Here is a 17,423-nt window from a genome sequence, read left to right on the forward strand (position 1 = left end):
GAGCAGCGATGCCGCGCCAGATCCTTGCCCTGTCGGAGCGCTACTATCGCCGGCTCCTGTATGGCTGTGCCACGCTGTTGTCGGTGGCCATCGTCTGCGCCGTGATGTTTCTGGGCTACAGCGCCTTCACGCAATTCCGCGAACGACAGATCGGCAGCTTCACCAGCAAGCGCGAGCAGATCAAGTCCGAGGTCGATCGCCTCACCGCGCGGGTGGTGCAGTTCGCCGAGATGTATGCCCGCCTGCAGCATCTCTACAAGAAGGAACTGATGGTGCTCGATACCTACAGCGAGCGCGTCGATCCTGGCGAGATCACCCGCAGTCCCGAAAGTCTGACGGTGGTTCCCTTTTCCCTGGTGATACGGGGTGACACTGCCGCCGACCGCCTGCGCCTGGCCACGCTGCTGCTCCTGCTGCGTCAGGCCTCGGCCTTGCCGATGTTCAATCCGGCCGAACCCGGTGTCACGCTGGACGGCTTCATCTATACCGCCGACGCCGGCTTCCTGGCGGTCTCGCCGCCGCTGTCCGGCGCCGAAGAGCAGGAGGTACGCCGGCTCGGCATCTCACCCTACATCAGCGCCATCAGTGCGCCGGTCGATGCTGCCTTCGCCGGCGAGCGCGAACGGGCGGCCCGCGCCCAGGGCAGCACCGGGCAGCGCGTGCTGTGGATGAGTCCGGCCTTGAGCGCGCCGCTGCAGCGCTCGGCCGTGACCCGGCTGGCCGTGCGCATTGCGCTGGACAAGGGGGATCAGGCAACGGCCGTGTTTTCGGTGCCGGCCAGCCAGTTCCGCCAGTTCTTCATGAAAGACGAAGAGATGCCCGGCCTGATGGTGTTTGAAGGGCAGGGCAGCACACGTTTGCTGAGCGCTCCCGACCCGCACGTCAATGCGCTGCTGATGCGCCACATCCAGGAGCATGTGCGGCATGCCACCGATCCGCACGACCACGTCGGCCATTTCCACGATGACGGCAGCTTCTTCATTGCCCAGACCATCGAGGGACCGGAGTGGGTGGTGGTGCTCACCTTCACCTGGCGCGACGTGCTGGCCGGCTTGCAGGGCGACTTCACCACGGGTGCCGTCTGGGGATTGTTTGCGCTGATTTTCGTGTGGGTTGCGACCCTCTATTTCGACCGCTGCGTGATCGGGCCGCTGCAGAAAAAGGCGCTGGCCATGGTGGAGAGTCGCCAGTTCAGCCAGACCATCATCGATACCCTGCCGGTCGGCATTGCCGTCTATGCGCCCGGTTCGGGCGAGGTGGTGCTGCGCAATGCGGTGGCCGCGCGCATGCTGGAGCACTCGGCACTGCCCAGCGCGGCATTCTATGCACAGATTCTTACCGCCGTGCGGGTCGGCGACAATCTGCGCCAGGCCATGATCGAAGCCGAACTGCCGCTGCGTGATGGCGGCATCAGCCATCTGGGCGCGGTCTGGTCGCGCACACGCTTCTCGGGCCAGGATGTGCTGCTGCTGGGCATGATCGATCTCAATATGCAGAAGGCCCACGAAGCCCTCATGCGCGAAGCCAAAAGCATGGCCGACCGCGCCAGCCAGGCCAAGTCCATGTTCCTGGCCCAGGTCAGCCACGAGATCCGCACGCCCCTGCATGGGGCCATCGGGCATATGGAGCTGCTGGCGCGGGAAGAGCTGTCGTTGCCGCAGCGGCAGCGCATCGAGCTGATCCGCCGTGCCTTCGACATGCTCATGGGCCTGGTCAACGACATCCTCGACATCACCAAGATCGAATCGCAATTCATCACGCTGGCCTCGGAAACATTGCAGCTCAACGACTTGCTGGAAGCGTGCGCACAGCTGTTCGCACCGCTGGCGCTGGACAAGGGACTGGACTTCTCCTGCCTCCCCGCCGTGGCGCTGGAAGCGCCGGTGCTGGGCGATCCGCAGCGGCTGATGCAGATCCTGCACAACCTGGTCGGCAATGCCGTCAAGTTCACGGCGCAGGGGCGCATCCGGCTGGCAGTGCGGCTCGTGCGTCGCGAGCCGGCACGCGTGGTGGTGCGCTTCGAAGTCAGTGATACCGGCATCGGCGTCTCGCCCAGTGCCCGCCAACGGATCTTCAAGTCGCTGCAGCAGGCCGATGACAGCATCAGCCAGCGCTTCGGTGGCACGGGACTTGGTTTGGCGCTGTGCCGTCGCCTGGCCGAGCTGATGGGAGGCGATATCACCCTCGACAGTGAGCCGGGCCAGGGCAGCGTCTTCGGTGCGCAGATCACGCTGGCGTTGCTTGAGGGAGATGCTGCGCTGCCGGTCTCGCGCCCCTTGGCGGGCAAGGCCGTGGTGGTGCATTGCCAGAATGCGGAGATGACAGCGACGCTCTGCGATTATCTCGCCGCGTGGGGCGCGGCGCAGAGCGACGGCGCCAGCGCCAGCGCCTCCGAGGCCGCGATCCATCTGGTCGCACCGGATTGCGTGGATGATTTCATCGCCTGCGCGCAACACCAGTCCTTGCAGGCCGTGCTGATCTGTCCTGACGTGGTCCGTCGCGGCAGCCTTGCGTCTGGCTGGCAGCAGGTCAGCGCTTTCGACCGGCAGGGCTGGCTGTGCGCGCTAAGCAACCAGCCTGCTGCGGTAGAGTTGCAGCCCGCCGTGGAACTCCTGCGTGTGGCCAGCGGGCTCGATGTGCTGGTGGTGGAGGATGACCATGTGAATCTGACCTTGATGCAGCAACAATTGCAGGCGCTGGGTTGCGCTCGCCCGCGGCTGGCCCGCGACGGTCTGGACGCGCTGGCGCAGTGGCAGGCGCACCCGGCCGATGTGCTCATCACCGATCTCGGCATACCCGGCCTGGATGGCGTGGCGTTGGCCACGCGCGTGCGCGCGCTGCAGCCGCACGCCCGCATCATCGCCACGACGGCGGCAGGTCCGGGCAGCCTGGCGCAACTGCCGCAAGCGCTGTTTGATGCCTTGCTGACCAAGCCAGCCTCGCTGCTGCAGATGCAGGAGATCCTCACGCGCCTGGTCCGCACGACGCCTGCGCCAGCGGTGCCGGCAGTGCAGGCGGCGCCGGTCGATCCGTTTGAACGGGTAGTGCGGGAGGCTTTCCGGCAGAGCTGGCCGGTGGAAAAAGACAAGCTGCAGCGGGCCATCGATAACGGCGAACATAAACGCGTGCTGCGCATCCTGCATCGTCTGCAGGGCGGGCTGCAGGCGATGGGACTGGATGAGCTGGCAGCGCGCAGCGTCGAACTCCAGCACGCCATCGCGGCGGCTGAGGGCACGGCGCTGGCGGCCTGCAGGGAATGGATGCAGGCCGTGGAGTCGGCCAGCTGAGTCAAGACAGGGTTTCGCGGTCCGGCCCTCGTGCAGCGGGACCGCGCCACCTCCGGCCGACTCAGAAGGTGTGCCGCACTCCCGTCATCACCCCCAGCTGATTCATGCCGGCACCGACGGTGCCACCCACATCCAGCGGGATGGCGGCCCGGCCCGCGTTCTTCATGTAGCCCAGCGACGTATGCAGCGCCGTGCGTTTGGAGAGGTTGTAGGTCAGGCGTGCGACCGACAAGGTGGAGGTATTGGCCGAGCCCTTGATGTTCAGGCGTGCCATCTGCGCGTCCAATACCAGCGCGGCCGACAGGGGCGTGGAGAAGCCGAGATAGTAGAGGTCGGAATCGGTATTGCCGGTGGCCGCGCGCGTCTTGCGGTCGATCACGCCACCGCCGATCTTGCTGTTGCCGAGCATGACGTAGCCGTTGAGGGTGACGCGCTGGTCGTGGTTGTCACTGCTGGTGAGGCCACTGGCTGCGCCGGTATTGCCGTACAGGATGTCGTAGGAACCGGAGACGCCATAGCGGCTGCTGTCATAGGCCAGCATGGCGGTCACCTGGCGGCAGGCCTTGGCATTGCCGGCCACTTCGCCCGGGCAGCCGGTGGCGCTGGCGCCGCCGGCCGTGGAGGTGTCGCGCCCGAAGCTGTAGGTGGCACCCAGCGTGAAACCGCTGAAGCTGCCGAGGTAGCCGATGGCGTTGTCGCTGCGCGCATTGGGGATGTAGGCGTCGATGCTGCTGATGGAGAAGAGGTTGGGTCCCATCACATCCGACTTGGCCGTGACTAGGGCCTGTTCACATTCAATCTGTGAGTGCGAGAGGTCGCCAAGCGTTGACTGCCTAGGCGCAGCGACGCGCCGTGGTGGTGCCACGGCAAGGAGCTGCAACAACGGCAGGCGACGCTTGGCGGCCTCTCCCGGAGGGTTGCCCCCAGAAGGCGCGCTGGCCGCGTTGCACGTCAGGGCTGGTGGCACCACCACCAGCCCTGACGCGCGCCTTGCCAGCACGCCTTCTGGGGGCAACGCATCTCACAGATTGAATGTGAACAGGCCCTAGGTAAGTCATGTTGACCTGGCGTCCCAGCATCAGGCTGCCCCAGCTATCTTTCAGTCCGACATAGGATTGGCGGCCGAAGAGACGATTGCCCTGTCCCATGGCGCCGGTATCGACCGAAAAGCCCGACTCCAGCACGAACATCGCCTGCAGTCCGCCGCCCAGGTCTTCGGTCCCCTTGAAGCCCAGCCGGGAGGGGAACGACGAGGTCAGGCTCGGCATTTTCAGGACCGAATTGCCGGCTGCGTTGGCGTGGTTGGTGTAGACCACACCGGTATCGATGATGCCGTAGATGCTGACCTGGCTCTGCGCCAAGGCCTGCTGCGTACCAGCCATTGCCGTGAGCGCCATGGCGCTTGCGACCCATTTCTTCATGTTCTTCCCCATTTGCTGATGATTGAGTCTTCAGGGCTGCGCACACCGGGTTGACCGGGACACCGATCCTGAAGTGCGGTGGTAACAAGCACGGATGAATTTCCCGACAGGCAGCGTGTGTGGACACGCGCATGCCAGTGCTTGCTGCGGCGATCTTAGTGAAGGAAGGGACCGAAAAATATCCGCCGCTTGCATCATGCAGCTGCAGGCTTATCCGTTTTTTTCACAGCGCAGCCGCGTGGCGTGAGCCTTGCTGCGCGCTGGTGCAGGGGAGAACGAAGATGCCGCCGCGTGGTGCAGGGACGAAAAAAATGGCACCGTGCCAATGCCATTGTCGAGACTGCCGGTGGAAACTCCGGCGCTCCGGAAAGTCAGCGCGTGACGCTGCGCGTCTGCTTGGGCAATTCGCCAAAGCGCTCGCGATAGTAAGCCGAGAAACGTCCCAGATGCCCGAACCCGAACTCGAAAGCGGTATCGGTGATGTTGGCGCCGGGATGCGTGAGCAGGCGCTCGCGCACGGCATCGAGCCTGATGTTGCGCAGCAGGTCCATGGGCGCCACGCCATATTGCTGGTGGCACAGCGCATTGAGCGCGCGCACGCTCACGCCGGCCGCACCGGCCAGGTCGGCCAGCGCCAGCGGCGCGCACAGGCGGCTGCGGATGTAGCGCTCCAGCATGTCCAGGCGCTGCAGCTTGCCGGCACCGACCAGGCTGTCGGCCGATTCGCTGGCAGCACGTTGCCCGCTACTGGAGGCATGCACGGGATCGACCGTGGTCGTCAGTTGCGAGAGCAGGAATTGCGCAGCGCTGCGTTCGAAATGCTGCACCCATTCCCCCTGGCCTTGACCTTGGCCGGGCAGGGCCAGTACGCGCAGCAGCGACTGGATCAGCAGGTCCCAATAGGGTGCCGCCTGCTGCGGCAGCAGGAACACCGAGGGCACATCCAGCGGGCCGCGCTGGCCAACCGCGCGCAATTCGTCGAACAGGGCCAGCGGCACCTTCAGGATCAGTTGCTCGGAACCTGCCTGCCACCACAGGCGCAGATTCCGTTTTGGTGCGATCAGCGCGGTGTGGCCTTGCGGGATGCACACCTTGCGGCCATCGGATTCGATCTCGGCGCTGCCCGAGAGCGTCATGTGGACCAGCGCGAAACCGTTGAACAGGCGCGGACGCACGACGACCTCGGCGCCATACTTGAGCATGAAAATCTGCAACTGCTGGATCGCCGCCTTGAAGAGCACGGTATCGACATCGTCGCCTTTCCAGAACAGGTCATGTTCCGAGAGTTCGTTGGCGACCTGGGCGTGGCAGTCGACCTTGCGGGTGGACTGGAAAACGCGACGGCGATACAAGGGCTCCAGACTGAGCGCATGGACAGTGTTGAGCATGTTAACCTCTTAACGCTGTCCCTCCGCACGGGGCCGGTGGCGGAAGGACGGTGAGACCGGGTAGGGGTGCTGCTGCATGCAGACGGCGGCGCTGCCGGTCTGCCTTGCACCTTCATGGACGATGCGAACGGGCTGTGCGCTGCCTGCTTTCCCTCAGCCAGTGCATGCCGCATTTGCTAACGCGAAGTTGCAAGTTTCATGCCCGCCAGCGGGCATCGTCGAAGGTGGGCGGGGCAGGGCAGGCCTGCGCGGGCGGGTGGGTACATGTCGGTCTCCTCTACGGTCTTCTGGACGGGCCCTGCTGCCGTGGACGCGGGCCTCGTTGCTCCGGGGCACGGCTCTGCGGCCGGCTGAGGGTCGATTCTATGCGGTCGGCGGATGAACGTACAATATCAAATCAGCATCATGGTATGCCTCGGAGGTATAGTGGAACTGCGTCATCTCAAGTATTTCAATGCCGTCGCCAGCACGCTCAGTTTCAGCCGTGCGGCCGAACTGCTGCACATCGCCCAGCCGCCCCTGAGCCGGCAGATCCGCCAACTCGAGGACATGCTCGGGGCCGAGCTGATCGACCGCGCCTCGCGTCCGATTGCGCTCACCATGGCAGGCAAGTTTTTCTATGAACAGACCTTGCAGGTATTGTCCCGGCTGGAACAGATCGAGGAAGGCACGCGCGTCATCGCCCGTGGACAGCAGCACTGGTTCAATATCGGTTTCGTCCCCTCGGCGCTGTATGGTTTGCTGCCCGAGATGATCAAGCGTTTTCGCACCGACATGCCGGAAATCGAAATCGGTTTTTCCGAAATCGTGACCATGGAACAGATCGAGGCGCTCAAGTCCGGACGCATCGATGTGGGCTTCGGACGCCTGCCCATCAGCGACCCCGACATCCTCTGCGAGACCATCGTGGAAGAGCCGCTGGTGGCGGTGTTCCCGCTGGGCCATGCGCTGCTGGCGCGCAGCAAGGTGACGCTGGCGCAGCTGGCCGAGGAGCGCTTCATTCTCTATCCCGCCAAGCCGCGTCCCAGCTATGCGGACCAGGTGCTGGACATTTTTTCCAGCCGCGCCCTGCGGCCGGCCATCGTCAAGGAAGCCAACGAGATGCAGACTGCCATCGGCCTGGTCGCCGCCGGCGTGGGCGTGACCCTGGTACCGCGTTCGGTGCAGGGGCTGCACCGTTCGGATGTGGTGTACCGGCCGCTGTCGAACAAGGGCGTGCATTCGCCGGTGATCATGAATTTCCGCGCCAATGACCGCTCGCTGCTGCTGCAAACATTGCGGGCGACAGCGGCCTCGATTGCACGCATGCATGCCGAGGAGTACGCCTGATCGCAGGTGTTCAATGGACGAGATGCAATGCACACGGGCCATGCAATCGCATGGCCCGTCGTCGTTCAGGTCAGCGCAGGATCAGGCCGCCAGGCGCGGACGATTGATGTCGGCCTTGGGCAGGTCGTTCTGTTCCGGCAGCAGGTTGAAGTTGAACTCGATGGCATAGAAGGGCGCATCGACTTCATGCTTGCGGATCTCGGCCGGATCGGTGACGTGCTTCAGTTCCGGCACCAGGCCTTCGCGGGTGGCGAAGGCGAAGTCATCCCACAGGTACGGATCGCCGGCGATGTTGATCTGCGTGGTCAGCTTGCGATAGCCCGGTACCGTGACGAAGAAGTGGATGTGCGCAGGACGGCTGCCGTGACGGCCCAGCTTGTTGAGCAGGCGGTCGGTGGCGCCACCCGGCGGCACGCTGTAGCCGACCGGTACGCGGCTGCGGAAGCGATAGCGGCCTTGTTCATCGGTGCGGATGGAGCAGCGCAGGTTGAACGGGCTCTGCTCCGGATCGAAGAAGGAATAACGGCCCAGGTGGTTGGCGTGCCAGACTTCCACCAGCGCATTGGCCAGCGGCTTGCCGTGTTCATCGAAGACCTGGCCTTGCATGAAGAGGGTATCGCCCGGCTGGGGATCCTTGTCCATGCGCGCAAAGCCCTTCTGCTCGGGCGCGCCCGAGACGTACAGCGGACCTTCGATGGTGCGCGGGGTGCCGCCCTGCACGCCGCGGCGGGCTTCGGCTTCATCCATGCGCAGGTCGAGGAAGTGCTCGAAACCCAGGCCGGCGGCGATCAGGCCGAACTCGCCCGACTTGCCGGCCGAGGTCAGATAATCCACGGCAGCCCAAAATTCTTCCGGCTGCACATCCAGGTCTTCAATCGTATAAAACATGTCGCGCACGAGGCGGTTGACGATGGTCTTGACACGCTGGTTGCCCTCCGCGAGTTCGGTGCTTTCGATTTTTTGCAGTACGGCGTCGATGGCTTTCTTGTCCACGTTGTCTCTCCTGTCTCTGGTTGGATATGTGTGGGGGTGGGTGCAGTCGGTCCGGGCCGATGGATCAGGCTACGGAGACCAGCGGGGTCTTGCGGTCACGCCGCAGCGCGTTGACGCGATCTTCATCCAGGCTGATGCCCAGGCCGGGACCGCTCGGCAGTTCCAGGGCGAAGTCGCGGTAACGCAGCGGCGTGGCCAGGATTTCTTCGGTCAGCAGCAGCGGGCCGAACAGTTCGGTACCCCAGGCCAGCGTGCCGAAGGTGGCAAACAACTGGGCCGAGGCCATGGTGCCGATGGCGCCTTCGAGCATGGTGCCGCCATACAGTTCGACCTGGGCGGCAGCGGCGATGGCGGCCACCTGCTGCGCACCGGCCAGTCCACCGGACTGGTTGATCTTCACGGCGAACACATCGGCTGCGCCCACGCGGGCCAGTTGATAGGCATCCTGCGGACCATGCAGGCTTTCATCGGCCATGATGGCGATACGGTTCTTCTGGCGCAGGCGATACAGGCCGTCGTGGTTGGTGGCGGCGATGGGCTGCTCCACCAGGTCCACGCCGGCATCGGCCAGCAGCTGCATGCCCAGCATGGCCTCGGTCTCGGTCCAGGCCTGGTTCACATCGACCCGCACGCTGCCGCGATCACCGAGTGCGCGCTTGATGGCGGCCACGTGGGCGCAATCCTGCTGCACGGTGCGCGCGCCGATCTTGAGCTTGAAGATGTTGTGGCGGCGCTGGGCCAGCATCTTTTCGGCCTCCTCGATGTCGCGCGCGGTGTCGCCGCTGGCCAGGGTCCAGGCGATGGGCAGGCTCTCGCGCACGCGGCCACCGAAGAGCGTGGACAGCGGCACGCCCAGGCGGCGCGCCAGCGCATCCGATAGCGCCGTCTCGATCGCGCATTTGGCGAAGCGGTTGCCTTGTACGTGCTCGGCAATGTGATGCATGCGCGCGGCGACCTGGTTGGCATCGGCACCCAGCAGCAGCGGCGTGATGTAGGTGTCGATGTTGACCTTGATGCTCTCCGGGCTTTCTTCGCCATAGGCCAGGCCGCCGATGGTGGTGGCCTCGCCCCAGCCGGCCACGCCATCGTTGCCGGTGATGCGCACCAGCACCAGGGTCTGGCGGTGCATGGTGGTCATGGACAGGCGGTGCGGGCGGATGGTGGGAACGTCCAGCAGCAGGACCTCGACGGTTTCGATGGAGGTGGCGGGCAGGGTGGAATTCAAGATGCAGTCCGTGTAGAAAAAGAGGGCGAAAGCTGACAAGTGCTGACTTGGACTGGATGATAGAAACAAAGCCGCCCGGGTGTCCAAGACCGATTCGGGCATGCTGCATACCTTTTGGGTATAACGTCAGGGTATGCAAAAAACGGACAATACTGCCCTCCAACTATGCAAATGGCGGATATTCGTCCTTGTGCAGCCTGCCTAAGATGGCTCATCGTCCAGGTCCCGCCTGGCATCCAACGATGAGGACTTCGCATGAGCACATCCACCCAACTCGATCAGCAAGGCTATGCACCGCTGGTGCAATTCCCCCGCACCGATGGTGCGCGCACGCCCTACAAGGTATTCAGCTCCAAGGAAGTCTATGACCTGGAGCAGGAACGCATCTACCGTGGCGAGACCTGGAGCTTCCTGGCACTGGAGGCCGAGATCCCCAACAACGGCGATTACAAAAGCACCTTCGTCGGCGATACCCCGGTGGTAGTCACCCGCACCGAAGATGGCACCCTGGCCGCCTGGGTCAACAAGTGCTCGCACCGTGGCGCCATCGTCTGCCGTACCCCGCGCGGCAATGCCAGTTCGCACAGCTGTGCTTATCACCAGTGGAGTTTCGATTCGCGCGGCAACCTGCTGGGCGTCCCCTTCCGCCGTGGCCAGAAGGGCGCCACCGGCATGGCCAAGGATTTCGATCCCAAGTGCCACGGCCTGCGCCAGTTGCGCGTGGACAGCTACAAGGGCCTGGTCTTCGCCACCTTCAGCGAAACCGTGGAATCGTTGCCGGACTACATCGGCGCCGAGATGCGTCCGTGGATCGACCGCATCTTCCACAAGCCCATCGTCTACCTCGGTTGCACGCGCCAGTATTCCAAGTCGAACTGGAAGCTCTACCTGGAAAACGTCAAGGATCCGTATCACGCCAGCCTGCTGCACCTGTTCCACACCACCTTCAACATCTTCCGCGTGGGCATGAAGGCGCGCTCGCTGGCCGACAAGCATCACGGCCTGCACAGCATCATCACCGCCACCAAGAATGAAGTGGAGACGGCGGACGCCTACAAGCAGCAGGAGATCCGCTCCTTCGACGAGGGCTTCTCGCTGCAGGATCCGTCGGTGCTGGGCCAGATCAAGGAATTCGAGGAACTGACCACCAACCACATCCAGCCCATCTTCCCGCAGCTGGTGGTGCAGCAGATCCATAACACCCTGGTGGCGCGCCAGTTGCTGCCCAAGGGCCCGAGCAACTTCGAGCTGGTCTTCCACTTCTTCGGCTACGAGGACGACACCCCCGAGCTGCGCGCCCTGCGCATCAAGCAGGCCAACCTGGTGGGCCCGGCCGGCTACATCTCGATGGAAGACACCGAGGCGACCGAACTGGTACAGCGTGGTACCGCCCGCGATCCTGACCATTGCTCGGTGATCGACATGGCGCGCGACAACCCTGACCAGGAAGACACATTGATTACCGAAAGCCTGATCCGCAAGTTCTGGATGGGCTACCAGAAACTGATGGGCTTCCCGTCCATCGAGAAGGCATGAGCGAGGCAAAGCAGATGCAAAACATGGAACAGATGAGCTTGTGGTTCGAGCTGCACCAACTGCAGGAGCGCTATGTGCATGCGCTCGACAATGACCGCCTGGAGCAGTGGCCGGATTTCTTCACCGACGATTGCCTGTATGAAATCGTGCCGCGCGAGAACGCCGATGCCGGCCTGCCCATCGGCATCATCTATTGCGACAGCAAGAAGATGCTGCAGGATCGCGTGCTCTCGCTGCGCCACGCCAACATCTACGAGGCGCACACCTATCGCCACATGACCTCGGGACTGGTGTTCACGCAGAACGCCGACGGGTCGGTGGATGCGCAATCGAGCTACGTCGTGGTGCAGACCTTGCAGAACGGCGAGTCCTTCGTTTACCAAGCCGGCCGTTATGAGGACCGCGTGGTCAAGACCGAGGCAGGCTGGCGCTATGCCCGCCGCCGCGTGGTCTACGACACGCTGCGCGTGGCGACCCTCCTGGCTACCCCGATCTGAGGCGGCCATGAGCGAGTGGTTCGATGTCGGCCTTGCCGATGATTTCGCCGAAGGCGAAGTGGCCGCAGCCCGCGCGGGCAGCCAGGCGGTGGCGGTATTCCGCCTGGGCGAGGAAATCTTCGCGCTCAAGGACTTGTGCACCCATGGCAATGCCAAGCTCTCCGATGGCTATGTCGAGGATGGTTGCGTCGAGTGTCCGCTGCACCAGGGCTTGTTCGACATTCGCAGCGGTGCACCGCGCTGTGCACCGGTGACCGAGGCGGTGCGCAGTTTCCCGGTGCGCGTGGTGGCAGGCCGGGTCGAGATCGGCGTGGGTGCCGAGGGTGATGCCGCCCCTGCAGCGAGTGCCGCACCGGCATTGCAGCAAGTGCAGGCCACGCTGGAAGGCATCACGCGCGCTGCCCCGGATGTGGCGATCCTGCGCCTGCGCTGTGCGGCGCCCTTGTCCTATCGCGCCGGCCAATACATCGACCTGCTGCTGGAAGACGGCCAGCGCCGCAGCTATTCCATGGCGACCTATGCCAGGGACGGCAGCGACCTGCTGGAGCTGCACGTACGCCACTTGCCCGGCGGACTGTTCACGGACCGCCTCTTCAACGGCATGCAGCCGGGGCAGCCGTTCTCGCTCGAAGGACCTGCCGGCAGCTTCTTCATGCGCGAGGGTACCCAGCCGGTGATCCTCTTGGCCAGTGGCACAGGATTTGCTCCGGTCAAGGCACTGGTGGAAGAGGCCATCGCTACCGGCAGCACGCGTGCGATGCGTCTTTACTGGGGTGGCCGCCGTGCCGCCGACCTGTATCTGGATGCACTGTGCCGCGACTGGGCGGCGAGCCTGCCGTGGTTTGACTACGTGCCGGTACTCTCGGAGGCCGATGCTGCCAGCGGCTGGAGCGGACGCACTGGCTTGGTCCACCAGGCCGTGATGCAGGATGTGCCGGCGATGCAGTCATATCAGGTCTATGCCTGTGGCGCGCCGGTCGTGGTAGAGTCAGCGCGGCGCGATTTTACGGCCAGCTGCGGCCTGCCCGGGACGGCTTTCTTTGCGGATGCCTTCGTCTCGAAAGCAGACCTGCGGAAATAGTTATTCCAGCCGGGGCGCGCAGTGAAATCCCGGTTTCACGCGCCGCTGCGTTTTCAGCTTCACACCGAATTCAAACCAAAGAATCTAGAGGGGAATCCAGGCATGAATCGACTCACTAAAGTGGCAGGTGCGGTAATGATGGCGATGGCGGCGGGTGCAAGCCTGTCCGCGCAGGCAGCCGACGTGGTGAAGGTGGGCTTCCTGACCACCCTGAGCGGCCCGGCCAGTGCGCCCGGCGTGGACGAACGCGAAGGCTTCATGCTGGCCATGAAGATGCTGGGCAACAAGCTCGGCGGCGTGCCCGCCGAAGTCATCGTGGTCGATGACCAATTCAGCCCCGACGCCGCCAAGCAGGGCGCAGACCGCCTCATCAAGCGCGAGAAGGTCGATATCCTGAGCGGCTTCGTCTATTCCAACATCCTGCTGGCCGTGGCACCCGCCGCCTTCGCCAGCAAGACCGTGGTGGTCAGCGCCAATGCCGGTCCGGCGCAACTGGCCGGTGCGGGCTGTAATCCCTATTTCTTCAGCGCCAGCTACCAGAACGATGCGACCCACGAGGCAGCGGGCAAGCTGATGGCCGACAAGGGCTACCAGCGCGTGGCCATCATCGCCCCCAACTATCCGGCGGGCAAGGATGCCTCGGCCGGCTTCAAGCGCTTCCTGAAGAAGGACCCGGCACTCGAACTTTTCCCCAAGCTGGGCCAGCTCGATTTCGCCACTGAAATTGCGCAGTTGCGCGCTGCCAATATCGATGCCCTGTATTTCTTCCTGCCGGGCGGCATGGGCGTGAACTTCGTCAAGCAATATGCGGCCGCCGGCATGGACCCCAAGATCGTGCGCGTGATGCCCGCCTATGATGCGGACCAGCAGATGCTCTCCAACGGCGACCTGATCGCGGGCGTGGCCAACACCGGCCAGTGGTCGGCCGACCTGCCCAACGAACAGAACCGCGCCTTCGTGGCGGCCTACGTCAAGGAATACGGCCACCAGCCGTCGATGTTCGCTTCCCAGGCGTATGACGCCGCCATGCTGATCGACAGCGCCGTCAAGGCCATCGGCGGCAAGGTCGAGAATCGCGAGGCGCTCATTGCGGCCATCAAGGCGGCCAACTTCAAGTCGGTGCGCGGTGGCTTCAAGTTCGCGGCCAATCATTTCCCGATCCAGAACCAGTACGCGCGCGTGGTGACCAAGGCGGCTGACGGCAAGTACGTCAACAACATGACCCAGACGCTGCTGCCCGATCACGTCGACGCCTACGTCGGTCAATGCAAGATGCCTTGAGGATGGTGCACCTTGGGTAATCTGATCTTCGAGCAGGTGCTCAACAGCCTGCAGTTCGGCGTCATGCTGTTCCTGATCGCTTCGGGATTGACGCTGATCTTTGGCGTGATGAACTTCGTGAACCTGGCGCACGGCAGCTTCTTCATGATCGGTGCCTACGTGGCGGCGGTGGTGGCCGGGGCCAGCGGTTCCTTCTGGCTGGGCCTGCTGGTGGCCCTGCCGGCCACGGCGGCGCTGGGCTTCCTGCTGGAGTGGCTGGTGTTCCGGCGGCTCTACAAGAAGGACCACATGGTGCACGTGCTGGCCACCTTCGCCTTCATCCTGATCTTCAACGATGGCGTGCGCATGATCTGGGGCCCGCAGCCGCTGCCGCTGAACATGCCGGCGGCCTTTGCCGGACCGGTCAACCTGTTCGGGCTACCGTATTCCAGCTATCGCCTGCTGGTCATGGCGGTGGGGGTAGTGGTGGCCGTGGCGCTGTACTTCCTCATCAACCGCACGCGCATCGGCATGTGGGTGCGCGCCGGCGCCAACAACCTGGAGATGGTCACGGCCATGGGCATCAACATCCGCCTGCTGTTCCGGCTGGTGTTCAGCTTCGGCCTGCTGCTGGCAGCGCTGGCGGGCATCATGCTGGGGCCGCTGGTGGCGGTGCAGGCCGGCATGGGCGATGACGTGCTGATCCTGGCCTTCGTGGTGGTGGTCATCGGCGGCATTGGTTCGGTGCCGGGCGCGGCCATCGGCGCGCTCATCGTGGGCGTGGTCGATACGCTGGGGCGCGGCCTGCTGCCGCAGCTCTTCGCGCTCTTCCTCAGTGCCGATGCGGCCGCCTCGGTCGGTCCGGCGCTGGGCTCGATGATGATCTACCTGGTGATGATCGCGGTGCTGTTCTGGCGCCCCAGCGGTCTGTTCCCTGCCCGTACCTGAGGAGTCCCATGCAACGTCTGTTCGTTCCCCTGCTGCTCGTCCTGGCGGTGCTGCTGCCGCTGCTGGCACAGGCCAGCGGGATGGAGTACTACATCGGCGTGGTCACCCGCATCCTGATCTTCGCGATGGTGGCGGCCAGCCTCAATTTCATTCTTGGCTACGGCGGCATGGTCAGTTTTGGTCATGCGGTGTTCTTCGGGCTGGGTGCGTATGTCACGGCCATCGCCAGTTTCCATGGCGTCACCAGCGCCTGGCTGATCTGGCTGCTGGCCGCACTGGTGACGGCCCTGGTCGGTCTGGTGATCGGCGTGATCGCACTGCGCACGCGGGCGGTGTATTTCATCATGATCACCATGGCGCTGGCGCAATTGTTCTACTACTTTTTCGTCGGCTTCCGGTATTACGGCGGTGACGATGGCCTGCAGGTGACGGCGCGTCCGCTGCTGGGCTTCGGTCTCGACATGAGCGGCGACAACGCGTTCTACTGGGTCGTGCTGGCCTGGCTGGTGGCCAGCTTCGTGCTGCTGCAGCGGCTGCTGGCCTCGCGCTTCGGGCTGGCCCTGAATGCGATCCGGCAGAACGAGCGGCGCGCCCAGGCCATCGGCTATCCGGCGCTGCGCTACAAGCTGGCAGCCTTCGTGATCGCGGCCGTCATCGCGGGCCTGGCCGGCAGCCTCATCGGCATGAGCAATCTCTTTGCCAGCCCCAAGCTGCTGCACTGGTCGCAGTCGGGCATCCTGCTGGTGATGGTGGCGCTGGGCGGGGTCGGGTATTTCTACGGTGGCCTGCTGGGCGCGGCGGCCTTCCTGTTGCTTGAAGAAGTGCTGTCCACCCATTTCGAATACTGGCAGATCTATGTCGGCCTGATCCTCTTGCTGGTGGTCATGGTGGCCCCGCGCGGCGTGAGCTCGCTGGCCACCATCGGCAAGACACTCAAGCAGGGAGAGCAGCATGGGGCGTGAACAGGCAGCGGTAGCCCTCTCGGTCAAGGGCCTGAAGAAAAACTACGGCGGCCTGGCGGCCACGCGCGATGTCGACCTGGAGATCGCGGCGGGCCACGTGCACGCCATCATCGGTCCCAATGGCGCGGGCAAGACCACCTTGCTCTCATTGCTCTCCGGTGCGCTGGCCGCGGATGCGGGCGAGGTCTACCTGTTCGGCCAGCCCATGCATGGCCATGCCGAACAGGCGCGCGTGGCAGCGGGGCTGGTGCGCTCATTCCAGATCACCAGCGTCTTCGATGAATTGAGCGTGCTGGAAAACCTGCAGGTGGCCGTGCAGCGCCAGCAGCATCGCAGCTATGGCTTCTTCCATGCCAGCGCGAGTGATCGCGACGCGCGTGATGCGGCCATGACGGTGGCGCGCCGCGTCGGCTTGGAGAAGCTCGTGCATCAGCGCTCGTCGCAGCTCTCGCATGGGGCGCGGCGCAGGCTGGATGTGGGCCTGGCCATCGCCTGCGGTCCGCGCGTGCTGTTGATGGATGAGCCGATGGCGGGCATGGGCCATGAGGAATCCGGCGACATGATCGCGCTGATCCAGTCGCTCAAAGAGGAGTTGACGGTGGTGCTGGTGGAACATGACATGGAGGCCGTCTTCGCCCTGGCCGACCGCATGACGGTGCTGGTGCAGGGGGCGGTGCTGGCCACCGGCAGCGTGGAGGAGATCCGTGCCAATGCCGAGGTCAAGCTGGCCTACCTGGGCGAGGAGGAAACGCAATGAGTGCATTGCTGGAAGTGGAAGGCCTGACTGGTGGCTATGGCGCGAGCCAGGTCCTGTTCGGGATCGACATGCAGGTCAGGGAAGGCGAAGTGGTGACCCTGCTGGGCCGCAATGGCATGGGCAAGACCACCACGCTGCGCACCATCCTCGGATTGAATCGTCCGACCGGCGGCGTGGTGCGCTTTCGTGGCGAAGCCATCCACAGCGCCAGTGCCGATGCGATTGCCCGGCGCGGCATCGCCATCGTGCCGGAGGGGCGGCAGATCTTCAAGAACCTGAGCGTGGAAGAAAATCTGTCCGCCTTCGCGGCGCGCCGCAATGGCCGCGACAATCCGTGGACGCTGGAAAAGATTTATCAACAGTTCCCGCGCCTCAAGGAGCGTCGCCACAATGGCGGCGGCCAGCTCTCGGGCGGCGAGCAGCAGATGCTGGCTATCGGCCGTGCGCTGATGACCAATCCCCATCTGCTGATTCTTGATGAAGCCACCGAAGGCCTGGCGCCGCTGGTGCGGGAAGAAATCTGGTCTTGCCTGAAGGCCTTGCGCGAATACGGGCTGACCATCATCGTCATCGACAAGTACATCAAGCGCCTGATCGGCTTTGCCGACCAGCACACCATCCTCGAGAAAGGCAAGGTGGTCTGGCAGGGCGATTCGGCGCAGCTGTCGGTGCAGACGGAATTGTGGGATCAGTACCTGAGCGTGTAAGGCGCTTGTTGCACCGATACTGATCCATTAAC

General features: G+C 64.2%; 13 protein-coding genes and 2 pseudogenes. 10 read left to right on the plus strand and 5 right to left on the minus strand.

Going from position 1 to position 17,423, the window contains the following annotated elements:
* Positions 1–8: 8 nt before the first annotated feature.
* Positions 9–3,287, plus strand: a complete 3,279-nt coding sequence (locus tag FYB76_RS05590; RefSeq protein ID WP_154132938.1) for an ATP-binding protein — start codon at positions 9–11, stop codon at positions 3,285–3,287.
* A gap of 61 nt (positions 3,288–3,348) precedes the next feature.
* On the opposite strand, the pseudogene FYB76_RS05595 reads toward FYB76_RS05590, so the two are convergent.
* From FYB76_RS05595 to FYB76_RS05605, 3 genes and pseudogenes are all read right to left on the minus strand, one after another.
* A pseudogene (locus tag FYB76_RS05595) lies at positions 3,349–4,056 on the minus strand (porin); the annotation flags it as partial.
* A gap of 277 nt (positions 4,057–4,333) precedes the next feature.
* A pseudogene (locus FYB76_RS05600) lies at positions 4,334–4,708 on the minus strand (porin); the annotation flags it as partial.
* 371 nt (positions 4,709–5,079) lie between these two features.
* Entirely contained in the window at positions 5,080–6,096 is a 1,017-nt protein-coding gene (locus FYB76_RS05605; protein WP_154132939.1) for an AraC family transcriptional regulator, read from the minus strand.
* A gap of 426 nt (positions 6,097–6,522) precedes the next feature.
* Here FYB76_RS05605 and FYB76_RS05610 point away from each other — a divergent pair, with 426 nt between their 5' ends.
* Positions 6,523–7,425: a LysR family transcriptional regulator gene (locus FYB76_RS05610; protein WP_088756341.1), complete on the plus strand. Its 903-nt coding sequence runs from the start codon at positions 6,523–6,525 to the stop codon at positions 7,423–7,425.
* Between the two features lie 81 nt (positions 7,426–7,506).
* On the opposite strand, the gene catA is transcribed toward FYB76_RS05610, so the two are convergent.
* Positions 7,507–8,418, minus strand: coding sequence for a catechol 1,2-dioxygenase (gene catA / locus FYB76_RS05615; RefSeq protein WP_008331502.1), 912 nt, complete (start codon positions 8,416–8,418; stop codon positions 7,507–7,509).
* 64 nt (positions 8,419–8,482) lie between these two features.
* Positions 8,483–9,643 carry a muconate/chloromuconate family cycloisomerase gene (locus tag FYB76_RS05620; protein WP_154132941.1) on the minus strand — a complete coding sequence of 387 codons (1,161 nt, stop codon included), beginning with the start codon at positions 9,641–9,643 and terminating at the stop codon, positions 8,483–8,485.
* A gap of 255 nt (positions 9,644–9,898) precedes the next feature.
* Between FYB76_RS05620 and andAc the strand changes: the two genes are divergently transcribed.
* The 8 genes from andAc to FYB76_RS05660 all read left to right on the plus strand — a co-directional run bounded on the left by andAc (position 9,899) and on the right by FYB76_RS05660 (position 17,391).
* A complete protein-coding gene (gene andAc / locus FYB76_RS05625) occupies positions 9,899–11,179 on the plus strand; it encodes an anthranilate 1,2-dioxygenase large subunit AndAc (protein WP_154132942.1) in 1,281 nt (426 codons plus the stop codon).
* The gene (gene andAd / locus FYB76_RS05630) at positions 11,176–11,676 is read left to right on the plus strand and encodes an anthranilate 1,2-dioxygenase small subunit AndAd (RefSeq protein WP_088756337.1); all 501 of its coding nucleotides are present in this window, start codon (positions 11,176–11,178) and stop codon (positions 11,674–11,676) included. Before andAc ends, andAd begins: the two co-directional genes overlap by 4 nt.
* Before the next feature lie 7 nt (positions 11,677–11,683).
* The gene (gene andAb / locus FYB76_RS05635; protein WP_154132943.1) at positions 11,684–12,757 is read left to right on the plus strand and encodes an anthranilate 1,2-dioxygenase ferredoxin subunit AndAb; all 1,074 of its coding nucleotides are present in this window, start codon (positions 11,684–11,686) and stop codon (positions 12,755–12,757) included.
* 102 nt (positions 12,758–12,859) lie between these two features.
* Positions 12,860–14,038: an ABC transporter substrate-binding protein gene (locus FYB76_RS05640; RefSeq protein WP_154132944.1), complete on the plus strand. Its 1,179-nt coding sequence runs from the start codon at positions 12,860–12,862 to the stop codon at positions 14,036–14,038.
* A gap of 12 nt (positions 14,039–14,050) precedes the next feature.
* Positions 14,051–14,965: a branched-chain amino acid ABC transporter permease gene (locus tag FYB76_RS05645; RefSeq protein WP_088756334.1), complete on the plus strand. Its 915-nt coding sequence runs from the start codon at positions 14,051–14,053 to the stop codon at positions 14,963–14,965.
* 8 nt (positions 14,966–14,973) lie between these two features.
* The gene (locus tag FYB76_RS05650) at positions 14,974–15,927 is read left to right on the plus strand and encodes a branched-chain amino acid ABC transporter permease (protein WP_154132945.1); all 954 of its coding nucleotides are present in this window, start codon (positions 14,974–14,976) and stop codon (positions 15,925–15,927) included.
* The gene (locus tag FYB76_RS05655) at positions 15,917–16,684 is read left to right on the plus strand and encodes an ABC transporter ATP-binding protein (RefSeq protein WP_154132946.1); all 768 of its coding nucleotides are present in this window, start codon (positions 15,917–15,919) and stop codon (positions 16,682–16,684) included. Before FYB76_RS05650 ends, FYB76_RS05655 begins: the two co-directional genes overlap by 11 nt.
* The gene (locus tag FYB76_RS05660) at positions 16,681–17,391 is read left to right on the plus strand and encodes an ABC transporter ATP-binding protein (RefSeq protein WP_145604666.1); all 711 of its coding nucleotides are present in this window, start codon (positions 16,681–16,683) and stop codon (positions 17,389–17,391) included. The genes FYB76_RS05655 and FYB76_RS05660 overlap by 4 nt, the downstream gene beginning before the upstream one ends.
* The last annotated feature ends 32 nt before the right edge of the window (positions 17,392–17,423 follow it).

It is taken from the genome of Herbaspirillum sp. CAH-3 (assembly GCF_009668275.1).
GTDB classification, from domain to species: domain Bacteria; phylum Pseudomonadota; class Gammaproteobacteria; order Burkholderiales; family Burkholderiaceae_D; genus Herbaspirillum; species Herbaspirillum aquaticum.